The following is a 13,593-nucleotide window of genomic DNA, read 5'->3' on the forward strand; positions in this document are numbered from 1 at the left end:
GCCGCGCACGGTTGCGCCGCGAGCCCGGCCGCCTGATAGCGCACGGCCGGACTCCCGGGGACAAGACCTCAGCGGATGTACTTCGCCGGCTTGGTGGCGGCGTTGAGCAGGTATTCCAGGGGCCCGCGGCGGAAGAAACGGGACCAGATCATGGCGAACACGGTGGCCCCGAGGATGAACAGCAGCAACTGCGTCCAGGAGGAGTAGGCGCCGGCCTTACCGGGCTCGGGCATGGACAGCACGGAGTTCGCTGACAGGACGGACTGTGCGAGGAAGTGGCCGACGTAGGCGGTCAGCGACATGGTGCCCACGGCGATCAGCGGCGTCGCCAGGCGACGTAGCCACCGCAACCGCTCCAGCGCGGCGGTCGCGCCCACGATCACCAGCATCGCGACGCCCACGCTGCCGATGATGTCGAAAGTCGTGCCGCTGTGCGGTCCAGCCAGCAACAGAGCCGAGGCCGACCCCTGCAGGTCCAGCGGCTTGTTGCCTGCGGACGGCGGCCCGGATTCGGCCATGCTCCTCAGCGCGTCGGGACCGGCGAGCAGCCGGGACAGGCCGTATCCGAGCACGGTGAGAGCGGCGCCGAGTGCCGCCACGCGTCGCTGCACCGCGCCGCAGGCCAGGTCGAGCCGGGCCAGCGCCATGCCGGCGACCACGAACGTAATCCAGGGGATCGTCGGGTAGAAGCCGGTGCACAGCAGATCGAGCACGCCCACGTTGCTGAGCTTTTCGAGCGGGTCGTAGGCGTTGATACTCTGCTGGATCGGCTCGGTCAGAAGCGATTTCAGGACGAACGCCAGCTGCGGTGTGACCAGGGCAAGCACGGCCGCGATGATCGCGAGTGTCTTTGCGCTCAGCCGGACCAGCGGCAAAGCCAGCAGGAAGTAGATGCCGTAGAAGGCAAGGATCACCACATCCCCGTAGACCATCGTCATCGCCGTACCCAGCGCGATGAGGATGACGGCGCGGATCGCGATCCGGGCCTTCGCCTGCCGCCCCGCCTGACCGGTCTTGGGCTGGCGGCGGCCGGCGATCAGCATCAGGGAGAACCCGGCGAGGGTGGCGAACAGAATCGAGGCGCGCCCCTCGGCCAGGTACCGAATCCAGCTGCCGACACCGTTCGTGGCCGACAACGGCGGGCCGATGTGCACGGCGTACATGCCGAACACGGCCAGCGCCCGGGCCAGATCCAACCCGACCAGCCGCTTAGTCGAGGGGCCGGATGCGGCGCCTTCGGGCCGGGTCCCGGGCTCAGGAGGCGTTGTCTCCTTGGGCAGCTGTATCGAGGTCATACCCACAATGACACCGGCACGGCGAGCGGCGAACCATCCGGCAGATTTCGGTAACGGCCCCGCCGATCGGCGGGCGATCTGCCGCCGACCGGCGGAGTCTCACACCGGCGGCGCCGGAGGCTACCGATTGATCATGTTCATGAGGAACACCACCAGCCCGAGCGTCGTGTTGCCCAGTCCGATCGCGACGATGGTGCTCCATTTCGAGTAGCCGCTGGCACGGGCCGCCAGGATTCCCCAGCCGAACAGCAGCACCATGTTGAGCACCTGGGTCGCGGTGGTGAAGCCCGCCGTCACCGAGCCGTCAGGGTGCACGATGTCGTCGCGCCAGTGCAGGAAGTGCGCGAGTACCAGCACGAAAACCGTAGGGAGACTGGCGATCAGGAGCGGAATCCCGGTGAGCAGAGTGCGGCCCAGATCTAGCCAGAATCCCGCTTCGGAATCGACATGGTGGGTCGACACGTGCTGGCCGTAGCTGCGAGTGAGCGCAGCGACGGCGACACCGGTGACTACCCACAGCGCGGAGCGGAGCGGGCTGACATCCAGCGGCATCGCGGCAACGATGACACTGGCCAGCACCGTACCGACCACACCACCGTAGATGTCATTCGTTTGTAGCTGCATAGTTGCCGAGTGTAGAGACGCGGCCTGCAGCACCCCTGGGACGAGAGGGTCAGGCGGTAACCGGTGCGGCCCGATGATCGGCCAGCACCTGCACGGTGCCGTCGGGCAGCTTGCAGGTGACGTTCACCGCGTGCGGTCCGCGGCGCACCTTGGTCAGCACGAGGGTCACTGTGCCGTCCGGGCCGACCGGTTTGGACACCTGCTTCGTGGTCGAGATGTTGTGCAGTGTGCAGACCGATGTCGGCGCCATCTGCGTCACTTGCGCGGTGATCGTGTTGTCTTTCGCGCCCTTGACAGTCACACCCGCGGCGGCGGGACCGGCGGCTGCCACCACGGCGATGGCGGCAGCGGCTGATCCGGTCGCCAGTACCCGAAGTTTCGTGCGCATCTGTTCATCCTCAAAGTTGCTGTCTACGTGGGCAAATAGCCTTGAGACCAGCCTATGAGCGCACGCTGCGGGCAACCATCCGCCGACCGGCGGGGACTGCCCCGCCGACTGGCCGTCGCTACGATCGGGCTCGGCCGCCGAGTGCGCGCTGCAACACGATGAACACCAGCAGCAGGGCGCCGATGACGATCTTGGTCCACCAGGAGCTCAAGGTGCCTTGGAAGCTGATGATCGTCTGGATGACGCCGAGGGTGAGTACGCCGAGCACGGTGCCCAGGACGAAGCCGGAACCGCCGGAGAGCAGGGTGCCGCCGATCACCACCGCGGCGATGGCGTCGAGTTCCATGCCGACCGCATGCAGGCTCCAGCCCGACAAGGTGTAGAAGGTGAACAGGATGCCGCCGAGCGCCGAGCAACCGCCGCTGATCGCGTAAGCGGCGATCTTGGTGCGCGCCACCGGAAGTCCCATCATCAACGCGGATTGTTCGTTGCCGCCGAGGGCGTAGACGGTGCGGCCGAGGCGGGTGTAATGCAGCACCACGAAGGCGGCCGCGATCACCGCGAGCGCCACCAGCATGCTCGCCGAGACGAAGACCTCCGAGCCGAGATGGATGCGCTGCTGAGCCAGCCGGGTATAGGTCGGGTCGGTGATGGTGATCGAGTCCGTGCTGATCACATAGGACAGCCCGCGGGCCAGGAACATCCCGGCGAGGGTGACGATGAACGGCTGGATCTCGAAATAGTGGATCACCGCCCCCATCGCGGCGCCGAAACCGGTGCCGCCCAGCAGGATCAGCGCCATCGCCGCCAGCGGGGGCCACTGGTGCACCGTGACCAGCCAGGCCGAGATCACGGTGCTCACGGCGAGCACCGCGCCCACCGACAGGTCGATCCCGCCGGTGAGGATGACGAAGGTCATGCCCACCGCCAGCACCAGCAGGAAGGCGTTGTCTATCAACAGGTTCACGAAAACCTGCGGATGGCCGAAGGCCGGATAGCGGGTCATCCCGATGCCGTACATGATCACGAACAGAACCGCGGTGGCGAGCACGGGAACATAGCGATTGCCCTGTCGCGCAATATTTTTCACTACCGACATCGGACCGGCGACGAGGGTACTCATCGGGACACCGACTTTCGGGTAGCTTCGGCGAGGACCTCGCCGCCGGTATCGGCGAGTGGCTTTCGCTGGTCCGGTGGACGCTTGCGGAACACCTTGGCGCGGAAGGCCGGTGACTGCACGAGACAGACCGCGATCACCACCAGTGCCTTGAACAGCAGGGTGGTCTCCGGCGCCACGCCGATGGTGTAAATGGTGGTGGTGAGCGTCTGAATCACCAACGCGCCCAGCACCGTCCCACCGAGATGGAATCGGCCCCCGGTCAGCGCGGTCCCGCCGATGACGACCGCGAGAATCGCATCGAGTTCGATCCACAGGCCCGCGTTGTTGCTGTCGGCCGCGGACACATTGGAACTGGACATCAGCCCGGCGATCGCGGCGCAGCACGCGCACACCACATATGCCGCGACGATCAGTCCACCCGCTCGCACCCCGGCCAGCCGCGACGCCTCGGCGTTACCGCCGACCGATTCCAGCAGCAGACCCAGCGCCGTGCGGCGCAACAGCAGCACCATCAGGACGGTGATCGCCGCCGCGATCAGCACGGGCACCGGCAGGCCCAGCAGGAACCCACCGCCGATCACCCGGTAGGGGTCGCTGTCGACGGTGATGATCTGCCCCTCGGTCAGCAACTGCGCCAGCCCGCGCCCGGCCACCATCAGGATCAGCGTCGCCACGATCGGCTGAATCCGGAACCGCGACACCAGAATTCCGTTCCACAGACCCAGCGCCGCCGCCACCGCGAAGGCCAGCACGACCGCGACAAGGACTCCGGTCACGGCGTTCTGGTCGGTCAGCCCTTCGATATGCAGGCAAGCCAGCGCACCGGAGATGGCGACCACCGCACCCACCGACAGGTCGATGCCGCGGGCGGCGATCACCAAGGTCATGCCCACCGACACCAGCACCAGCGGCGCACCGTAGCGCAGGATGTCGATCAGGCTGCCGTAGAGGTGGCCGTCCTGCACGCGCACGGCCAGGAAGCCGGGCGTGTGCACGGCATCCACGGCCAGCAGCACAACCAGCGCCATCGCCGGCCAGAACAGCCGATGCCGCAGTAGGGCGGTGACACCGGAACTCATGAGATCCTCCCGCTCGCAATGGTTTCCATCAGCCGATCCACGGTCAGCTCCGCGTCATTGGCCAGTTCGGCGACCAGCCTGCGGTCCCGCAGCACCGCCACCTTGTGCGACAGGCGAAGCACCTCCTCCAGCTCGGCGGAGATGAACAGCACCGCCATGCCCTGCTCGGACAGCGACACCACCAGGCGCTGGATCTCGGCCTTGGCGCCGATGTCGATACCGCGCGTGGGCTCGTCCAGGATCAGTAGCCGCGGCTCGGTGGCCAGCCAGCGCGCCAGCAGCACCTTCTGCTGGTTCCCGCCGGAGAGCGCCTTGACCGGCAGGGTCGGATCGTCCGGCGTGATACGCAGGGCGGCAATATATTTCGATACCAGCTCGGCGCGCCGCCGGGCCGGTATCGGGCGCGCCCAGCCGCGGGCGGCCTGCACGGCGAGCAGAATGTTCTCCGCCACCGACAGTTCGAGCACCAGGCCCTGGGTCTTGCGGTCCTCGGGGCAGAAGGCCAGCCCGTGCGCGACCGCGGCGCGCGGCGAGCGCAGCGGACCGGCTACGCCCGGCACCCGGACGCTGCCGGTGGCCGGGCGGTCCGCGCCGAACAGCAGCCGGGCCACCTCGGTGCGGCCGGAACCGAGCAGCCCGGCCAGCCCGACGACCTCACCGGCGTGCACGTCCAGGTCGAAGGGCGCGACCGAATTGCGCTGCCCACCAACGCCGGTGGCGGTGAGGACCGGCTCCGCGGCACCGGTCCGGGCGCGCGGACCGTCGTGCTGCGGGTTGTGGTGCTCGATCTCTTCGAGGGTCTCGACCGTGCTGCCCAGCATGCGCGCCACCAGAGTGCGGTGGGTCAGCTCGGCCACCGGGTACTCCCCCACCAGGGTTCCGTTGCGCAACACGGTCGCCCGGTCGCACAACGCGAAGATCTGGTCCAGGAAGTGGGTGACGAACAGGATCGCCACCCCGTCCGCGGCGAGACGGCGCATGAGGGTGAACAGCTGCTGGGCTTCACCGGCGTCCAGCGATGAGGTGGGCTCGTCCAGCACCAGCACCCGCGCGTCCAGGTCGACAGCACGCACGAGCGCGATGAGCTGTTGCACCGCAAGGGAATACGATCCGAGCGGCGCGGTGACGTCCACGTCCAGATGCATACGCTGCACCAGCGCGGCCGCCGCCCGGCGCATGGTGCGCCAGCGCACCAATCCGGCTCGGCGCGGTTCCCGGCCGATGTAGATGTTCTCCGCGACCGAGAGATTCGGGCACAGGTTGATCTCCTGGTAAACGGTGCTCACCCCGGCGTGCTGGGCCTGCTGCGGGCCGGTGAACCGCACCGGTTGCCCGCCCAACCGGATCGTCCCGGCGTCGGCGGCGTGAATTCCGGTGAGCACCTTGATGAGAGTGGATTTGCCTGCGCCGTTTTCTCCGACCAGGGCGTGAATCTCACCGGGGAACAGTCTCAGGTCGACTTCGCGCAGCGCGGCCACCGCGCCGAATCGCTTGCCGATGCCGGTCATCGACAGGATCGGCGCGGTGGTCGATTCCGACATCAGTACTGCCGCCCGGGCAGTGCGGCAACGGCCTGCTCGGGGGTGAAGGTGGTCTCCTCGGTGACGATGCGGTGCGGCACCGGCTGACCCGCCTTGACCTTGCCGACCAGGTCCATCAGTTGCGGCCCGAGCAGCGGATTGCATTCCACGACAAAGTTCTTCTTGCCGTCGACCAGGGCCTTGAGCGCGTCCCGCACGCCGTCGATGGACACGATCTTGATGTCCTTGCCCGGCGCGAGCCCGGCCTCCTCGATGGCCTGGATCGCGCCCAGCGCCATATCGTCGTTGTGCGCGAACAACACATCGATCTTCTGGCGCGAAGCCAGGAATGCCTGCATCACCTCTTTGCCCTTGGCCCGGGTGAAATCGCCGGTCTGCGAGGCGACAATCTTGAACTTCGGGTCGGCGGAGATGAGGCCGAGGAAGCCTTCCTTGCGGTCGATGGCCGGTGCGGACCCGGTCGTCCCCTGCAGTTCGGCGATGTTAACGGTCTCATTTGAGCTGCGGTAGGTGTCGATCACGTACTGCGCCGCCTTCTTGCCCTCTTCGACGAAGTCCGAGCCCAGGAAGGTGGCGTAGAGCGTGGTGTCCTTCGAGTCGACGGCGCGGTCGGTGAGGATCACCGGGATCTTGGCGTCCTTGGCCTCCTTCAGCACCGTGTCCCAACCGGATTCGACCACCGGCGAGAACGCGATGACGTCCACCCGCTGCTGGATGAAGGACCGGATGGCCTTGATCTGATTTTCCTGCTTCTGTTGTGCGTCAGCGAATTTCAGGTTGATTCCGGCCGCCTTGGCGGAGTCCTGGATGGATTGGGTATTGGCGGTGCGCCATCCGCTTTCGGCACCGACCTGAGAGAATCCGAGAGTGGTCCCACCACTGTCGGCGGCGCCGCCGCAGCCGGTGGCGGCCGCGGCGGTAAGAGTGAGGGCGGTGGCGACGATGACAAGCCTCTTGAACACGAGGACTCCCTAGCGACGAGCGAGTGATTGGTAAAGGGATCCTGCTAGTGTTAACGCTCACATCGACTCCGTCAAGAGTCGGATCGAAGGCCGTATCCTGATTCGGGGCGGGCCGCTATCGCACGGAAGGGTGGGACGTGAAGGACAGGGACAGTGCCGTTCACGGTGTCGCACCGGAGCATCCTCGACCGGTCGTCATGATCGATGTGGCCAAGCGAGCGGGTGTTTCGCACCAGACGGTCTCGCGTGTGCTCAACGACAGCCCGCAGGTGCGGCCCGAAACGCGCCAGCGCGTGCTGGCCGCGGTCGAGGAATTGGGGTATCGGCCCAACGCCATGGCGCGCGGGCTGGTGAGCAGGCGTTCGAAAGTCCTGGGGGTCGTCACCTTCGACACGGTCCTGTACGGCCCGGCCTCGATGCTGCTCGGCATCGAACGCGCCGCGCGGGCGGCCCGCTACGGCGTCAGTATCGCGACGCTGCAACGCGCCGATCGGGCCGAGGTGCTCGATGCTGTCCACACCCTGGCCGATCAGGGCGTGGACGGGGTAATCATCATCGCGCCCTTGATGATCGCCGCCGCGGCGCTGCACAACCTGCCCGCGACACTGCCCGCCGTTGCCGTGGAGGCCGGCCAGGATGCCGGGTTGCCGTCGGCCTCGGTAGACCAGGGCGAGGGTGCGCGCCTGGCGGTGCAGCACCTGCTGGATCTCGGCCACGACACGGTCTGGCACGTCTCCGGCCCCAATGGCTGGCTGGAGGCGCGCGACCGCGTGGAGGGCTGGCGGCACACCCTGGAGACCGCGGGCGCCACCATTCCGCCTGTGATCGCCGGTGATTGGAGCGCCCGCTCCGGCTACGAAGCGGGACCGGTACTGGCCGCCCAGCCCGGCGTGACGGCGGTGTTCGCCGCCAACGACCAGATGGCGCTGGGGCTGTTGCGCGCCTTCGCCGAACGCGGTATCCGGGTGCCCGAGGACATCTCGGTGGTCGGCTTCGACGACATTCCGGAGGCCGCGTACCTGTCTCCGCCGCTGACCACCGTGCGCCAGGACTTCGACGAGGTCGGCCGCCGGAGCATGCGATTGCTGCTTCGCCTGATCGAATCCGACAGTGCGGCAGCCGAACCCACGCAGGTGATTCCAGAGTTCGTAGTGCGCGACAGCACCGCGCCGCCACGGCAACCCTGATCAGGCGGCGGCGCGCTTCTTGTTGTAGACGTCGAAGGCGACCGCGGCGAGCAGGACCAGGCCTTTGATCACCAACTGCCAGTCGCTGCCCACGCCGAGCATGGACATGCCGTTGTTCATCACGCCCATGACCAGCGCGCCCACAATCGCACCGACGACCGTGCCGATGCCGCCGCTGGCCGAGGCGCCGCCGACGAAAGCCGCTGCGATGGCGTCCAATTCGAAGTTCTGACCAGCCTTCGGGGTGGCCGCGCCCAGGCGGGCCGCGAAGATAATGCCCGCCAGCGCCGCCAGCATCCCCATGTTCACGAACACGAAGAAGGTGTTGCGCCTGGTGTTCACACCCGACAACGCCGCGGCCTTCTCGTTGCCGCCGACGGCATAGATGCGGCGGCCCAGGACACTGCGGTTCATCAGGAACGAGTACGCGACGATGAGCACCACCAGGATCAGCCCGATGATCGGCAGGCCGTTGTAGGAGGCGAGGATGAATCCGAAAGCCCCGATCACCCCGCCCAGCGCCGCCAGCTTCGCCACGAACAGCGCGCGCGGCCCGGCGGGTAGTCCATAGGAGCGGCGGCGGCGCCGCACCCGCAGCTGCGCCCACACCAGCGCGGCGATGGCGGTGGCCGCCAGCAACAGCGTAAGCCCGTGCAGCTCACCGGTTTTCAGGCGAACCACGAAGCCGTTCTGGAAGCCGTCGAAGACCAGCGCCTGGATCGGCAGCCAATTGGGCAGGTAGCCGCCCGCGATCTTCACGAACCCCGGCGGGAAGGGGCCGATCGACTGCCCCTGCAGCAGCAGCTGCGCCAAACCGCGGAACAGCAGCATGCCGCCGAGGGTGACGATGAACGCCGGGATCTTCACATAGGCGATCCAATAGCCCTGCCAGGCGCCGATGAGCGCGCCCAGCGCCAGACCCAGCAGCACCACCAGCGGCCACGGCAGGTGCCACTGCACGATGGCGATGCCGGTCAGCGCGCCGACGAAGGCGCACACCGAGCCGACCGACAAGTCGATGTGCCCGTTGATGATCACCAGCATCATCCCGATGGCGAGCACCAGGATGTAGCCGTTCTGCAGGATCATATTGGTGACGTTGAGCGGGGTCAGCAGGCTGGCGCCCTCGCTGAGCTGCGCCGTGGTGAGACCCTGGAACAGCAGCACGATGGCCACCAGCGCGACGATCATGCCGTACTGGCGGACGTTGCCGCGCAAGGTGTTCCGCAGCGTGGCGAGCACGCCGAGCGGTTCGGCGCGGGTCGCCTTCGCGACGATCTCGTCGGCGCTCTCGCCGTCCTCCAGTTTGTCCAGCAATGTCACGACGCCACCTCCGGGGAGTTCGCGCCGCGGGTCATCAATCGCATGATCGCCTCCTGGGTGGCTTCGGCAGCCGGCAGTGCACCGGTGATGCGGCCCTGACTCATCGCGTAGACGCGGTCACACAGACCGAGCAGTTCCGGCAGTTCGGACGAAATCACCAGCACGCCTTTACCTTCCGCCGCGAGCTGCTGGATGATCAGGTAGATCTCGTATTTGGCGCCCACGTCGATGCCGCGGGTGGGCTCATCGAGAATCAGCAGGTCGGGTTCGGTGAAGATCCATTTGCCCAGCACCACCTTCTGCTGGTTGCCGCCCGACAGATTGCCGACCTTCTGGAACACGGTGGGCGTCTTGACCGTCAGCCGGGTCCGCAGTTCCTCGGCGACGGCCACCTCGGCGTGGGTGTCGATCACCGAATGTTTCGACACGGCACCGAGATTGGCGAGGGTGAAGTTGCGCCGGATGTCCTCGTCGAGGATCAGCCCGTACTGCTTGCGGTCCTCCGAGACATAGGCGATGCCCGCCGCGATGGCTTCGGACACCGTCGAGACCCGCACGGGCACACCGTCTTTGCGTACCGTGCCGCGGATGTTGCGTCCGTAGGAGCGGCCGAAGACACTCATCGCCAGCTCGGTGCGGCCCGCGCCCATCAGCCCGGCCAGGCCCACGATCTCGCCGCGCCGCACCTGGATCGAGGCGCCCCGCACCACCTGCCGTCCGGCGATGGTGGGGTGATCAACGGTCCAGTCTTCGATATCGAAGAGCACCTTCCCGATCGCGGAATCGGGCCGCGGCGGGAAACGGTGGTCCAGGTCGCGGCCCACCATGCCCTTGATGATGCGGTCCTCGGTGACGGTGCCGTCCACCTCGAAGGTCTCGATGGTGTGCCCGTCGCGCAGCACGGTGATGGTGTCGGCGACCGCCAGCACCTCGTTCAGCTTGTGCGAGATGAGAATCGAGGTGATGCCCTGACCGCGCAGCTCCCCCAGCAAGGCCAGCAGGCCGTCGCTGTCGGCCTGGTTGAGTGCGGCGGTGGGCTCGTCGAGGATGAGCAGCCGCACCTGTTTGGCCAGCGCCTTGGCGATCTCCACCAGCTGCTGTTTGCCGACTCCCAGTGCGGCGACCAGGGTTTCGGGATCCTCGATGAGACCGACCCGCTGCATCAGCAGCATGGCTTGCCGGTTGGTCTCCTGCCAGTCCAGCACGCCACCGCGGGCGCGTTCGTTGCCCAGAAAGATGTTCTCGGCGACCGACAGCTGCGGCACCAGCGCGAGTTCCTGATGGATGATCGCGATACCTGTGGCCTCGCTGTGCCGGATGTCCTTGAACGCCATCTCCTGACCGTCCAGCAGAATCCGGCCGCGGTAGGCGCCGTGCGGGTACACCCCGGACAGCACCTTCATCAAGGTCGACTTGCCCGCGCCGTTCTCACCGACCAGCGCGTGGATCTCGCCGCGGGCAACCTCGAAATCGACCTCGTCGAGCGCCTTCACACCGGGGAATTCCATGGTGATCGAACGCATTTCGAGAATGTGATCGGTCATGGCCTACTGCAGATCCTTGTCGGTGTAGTAGCCGGTGTCGATCAGGGCCTGCCGGTAGTTGGCCTTGTCCACCGAAACCGGTTGCAGCAGATAGGAAGGCACCTTCTTGACGCCGTTGTCGTAGGTGCTGGTGTCGTTGGTTTCCGGGGTACCGCCGGTGAGGATCGCGTTGGTCATCTGCACCGCTCGCTTGGCCAGTTCCCTGGTGTCCTTGAACACGGTCTGGGTCTGCTCCCCTGCGATGATCGACTTCACCGACGCCTTCTCTGCGTCCTGGCCGGTGACGATGGGCATCTTCTTGGCGCCCCCGTAACCGACGGCCTTGAGCGCGGACAGGATGCCGATGGAGATCCCGTCGTAGGGCGAGAGCACCGCGTCCACGTTCGCGGCGGCGTAATGCGCGGACAGCAGGTTCTCCATACGGGACTGGGCGGTCGCGCCGTCCCAGCGCAGGGTGGTCGCCTGATCCATCCGGGTCTGACCCGAGCGCACCGCCAGCTTGCCGGTGTCGATCAGCGGCTGCAGCACCGACATCGCACCGTTGAAGAAGAACAAGGTGTTGTTGTCGTCCGGCGACCCGGCGAACAGTTCGATGTTCAACGGCGCCGTCGCGTTCTGCGCACCCAGCCGCTCGACCAGGTAAGTCGCTTGCAGCACACCGACTTTGAAATTGTCGAAGGTGGCGTAGTAGTCGACGTTGGCGGTGTCGCGGATGAGCCGGTCGTAGGCGATGACCGCGACCTTGTTCTGTTTGGCCTGGTTCAGCACCCCGGTCAGCGACTTGTTGTCGATAGCCGCGATGACGAGTGCGTTGGCGCCCTGGGTCAGCATGTTCTCCAGCTGCGCCACCTGGTTCTCGATGACGTCCTCGGCGTACTGCAGATCGGGGGTGTAGCCGAGCGCCTTGAACTGGTCGACGATGTTGTTCCCGTCGGCCACCCAGCGCTCGGAGGACTTGGTGGGCATGGAGATTCCGATCCGCTTGCCTCCGGACGAGCTGCCCGAGCCGCTGTCGACGGAACAGGCCGCGGCCAGTAGGGCCACGGAGCCGCCCGCTATCCCGAGGAAGCGGCGGCGATCGATGCCGGTCATGTGGGTTCTCCTTGCTCAGACCTGGACGAATTCGATTCCGGACAACCGGCAGAAGACCTGCCAGTCGGCGGCGTGGCGCCCGAGGTTGAGCACCTGGTGGTGCGGCCCGCCGGCAGCCAGCCAGCCGTCCATGCAGGCGCGCACGCCGGTGTCGGGGCGGAACTGGCCGTAGGGCATCTCCAGCTGCGGCAGCGGCGGCGCGTCGAGCACCTCGCCCTCGGCGACCACCAGCCGGAAACGTTCGCCACCGAGAGACACCAGGCAGGCCAGCGTGGCCGGGCCCGGCCGGTAGCGGAACAGGAAGGTCGGCGGGGCCTCGAGCTTGCCGATGCCGAGTTCCCGGTGGATCAACCGCACCGGCTCGTCGGTGCGCGCCACCCGCCAATTCCCTTCGCCCATATGGCTCATCAACAGCGAATCGGACGGGAAGTCCATGGCGTACATCTCGGTGAAATGCGCGTCGCCGAGGAGCTGATGCCCGGCGTAGACCATCGACGCCGCGAGCGCGTCGCCCTCCGCGCCGTAGCCGTAGCCCTTGGCCATCAGGCTCGAAGCCGCCGCCAGCGGCAGCCGCCGGAACCGGCCGTCTTCGCCGATAGCGTCGAAATGCGTGGAGTAGGCGCGGTATCCGCGGTCGGTGAGGATGCGCTCGATGGCGATCTGCATGCGTACGTGGTCCTCGCGCTCGGCGGCGGTGAGGGCCTTGTCAATCTCGAAATGCTCGTTCTCCCAGTCGATCAGCTCGGCGACCTCGGCGTCGGTGACGGCCAGTGCGCCGCGGTACAGGTCGCCCGGCGCGAGGAAGCTGATCTCCGGCCCGAGCGTGCGCAGCAACGCGTTTTCGTCGACCCGGATGTCGCCCATATCGTTCATGGCGTAGCCGAACACCCCGACCTTCAACGACTTCCACGCCGTGATCGCCCGGGCGGCGCGGGCCCAGCGGTCGACGCGCTCGCGGAATTCCGGCGAGCGCCAGTCGTCGGTGATCACCTCGAACGGCCGATCGGCGCGCACCAGTGCGTTGGCGGTGTCCTGCGCGCCGTGGATGCCCTGGTTGTAGGTCATATCCGCCATGTCCCACGCGGCGGTGACCGCTGGTTCGGGCTGAATGTTGGCCAGCAGCAACGGCATCCGGTTCTCGTTGAACAGCCGCGCTACCCGCATCGCCGGGCCGTAGGTCAGCATGACCACCAGGACGCCGTCGAGATCGGCGTTGCCGAATTCGCGCATCACCTCCTCGGCGTCGGCGCGGTCCTTGACCGGGCGGCCGATGGTCCAGTCGGCGACCTCGCCGAGCTGCTCGGCGATCGCCTCGGCGTATCCGGCCTGGCGTTCGGTGATGCCCGGGATCATGTGGTCGTAGAGGGCCTGCATGATGCCGAGCAGACCGATGCGGGGCTTGCGGGTGGTGGCGGGTGCCAGGGAGGCGGTCACA

General features: G+C 67.0%; 12 protein-coding genes. 1 reads left to right on the forward strand and 11 read right to left on the reverse strand.

What is annotated here, in order from left to right:
- Nucleotides 1-68: 68 nt before the first annotated feature.
- The 7 genes from IBX22_RS34005 to IBX22_RS34035 form a co-directional block, all read right to left on the reverse strand.
- Nucleotides 69-1,295: a DUF418 domain-containing protein gene (locus tag IBX22_RS34005; protein WP_194819923.1), complete on the reverse strand. Its 1,227-nt coding sequence runs from the start codon at nt 1,293-1,295 to the stop codon at nt 69-71.
- Between the two features lie 120 nt (nt 1,296-1,415).
- Nucleotides 1,416-1,919, reverse strand: a complete 504-nt coding sequence (locus IBX22_RS34010) for a hypothetical protein (protein ID WP_194819924.1) — start codon at nt 1,917-1,919, stop codon at nt 1,416-1,418.
- Nucleotides 1,920-1,968: 49 nt separating this feature from the next.
- The gene (locus IBX22_RS34015; protein ID WP_194819925.1) at nt 1,969-2,307 is read right to left on the reverse strand and encodes a hypothetical protein; all 339 of its coding nucleotides are present in this window, start codon (nt 2,305-2,307) and stop codon (nt 1,969-1,971) included.
- Between the two features lie 118 nt (nt 2,308-2,425).
- On the reverse strand, nt 2,426-3,430 hold the full coding sequence (yjfF, locus tag IBX22_RS34020) for a galactofuranose ABC transporter, permease protein YjfF (protein WP_194819926.1): 1,005 nt from the start codon (nt 3,428-3,430) through the stop codon (nt 2,426-2,428).
- Nucleotides 3,427-4,509, reverse strand: a complete 1,083-nt coding sequence (locus IBX22_RS34025; protein WP_194819927.1) for an ABC transporter permease — start codon at nt 4,507-4,509, stop codon at nt 3,427-3,429. The genes yjfF and IBX22_RS34025 overlap by 4 nt, the downstream gene beginning before the upstream one ends.
- The gene (locus IBX22_RS34030; protein ID WP_194819928.1) at nt 4,506-6,050 is read right to left on the reverse strand and encodes a sugar ABC transporter ATP-binding protein; all 1,545 of its coding nucleotides are present in this window, start codon (nt 6,048-6,050) and stop codon (nt 4,506-4,508) included. Before IBX22_RS34030 ends, IBX22_RS34025 begins: the two co-directional genes overlap by 4 nt.
- The gene (locus tag IBX22_RS34035) at nt 6,050-7,012 is read right to left on the reverse strand and encodes an ABC transporter substrate-binding protein (RefSeq protein WP_194819929.1); all 963 of its coding nucleotides are present in this window, start codon (nt 7,010-7,012) and stop codon (nt 6,050-6,052) included. The genes IBX22_RS34030 and IBX22_RS34035 overlap by 1 nt, the downstream gene beginning before the upstream one ends.
- A gap of 137 nt (nt 7,013-7,149) precedes the next feature.
- Between IBX22_RS34035 and IBX22_RS34040 the strand changes: the two genes are divergently transcribed.
- On the forward strand, nt 7,150-8,199 hold the full coding sequence (locus tag IBX22_RS34040) for a LacI family DNA-binding transcriptional regulator (RefSeq protein WP_309234903.1): 1,050 nt from the start codon (nt 7,150-7,152) through the stop codon (nt 8,197-8,199).
- Here the strand turns inward: IBX22_RS34040 and mmsB are convergent, their stop codons facing one another.
- From mmsB to IBX22_RS34060, 4 genes are read right to left on the reverse strand one after another with little or no spacing between them, the layout of a single operon-like run.
- A complete protein-coding gene (mmsB, locus tag IBX22_RS34045; RefSeq protein ID WP_309234904.1) occupies nt 8,200-9,522 on the reverse strand; it encodes a multiple monosaccharide ABC transporter permease in 1,323 nt (440 codons plus the stop codon).
- Entirely contained in the window at nt 9,519-11,066 is a 1,548-nt protein-coding gene (mmsA, locus tag IBX22_RS34050) for a multiple monosaccharide ABC transporter ATP-binding protein (RefSeq protein ID WP_194819930.1), read from the reverse strand. Before mmsA ends, mmsB begins: the two co-directional genes overlap by 4 nt.
- 3 nt (nt 11,067-11,069) lie before the next feature.
- A complete protein-coding gene (chvE, locus tag IBX22_RS34055) occupies nt 11,070-12,158 on the reverse strand; it encodes a multiple monosaccharide ABC transporter substrate-binding protein (protein ID WP_194819931.1) in 1,089 nt (362 codons plus the stop codon).
- Nucleotides 12,159-12,173: 15 nt separating this feature from the next.
- Complete coding sequence (locus IBX22_RS34060; protein ID WP_309234905.1) at nt 12,174-13,592, reverse strand: L-fucose/L-arabinose isomerase family protein; 1,419 nt, start codon at nt 13,590-13,592, stop codon at nt 12,174-12,176.
- Nucleotide 13,593: the final 1 nt, after the last annotated feature.

The organism is Nocardia sp. XZ_19_385, from assembly GCF_015355755.1.
GTDB lineage: Bacteria > Actinomycetota > Actinomycetes > Mycobacteriales > Mycobacteriaceae > Nocardia.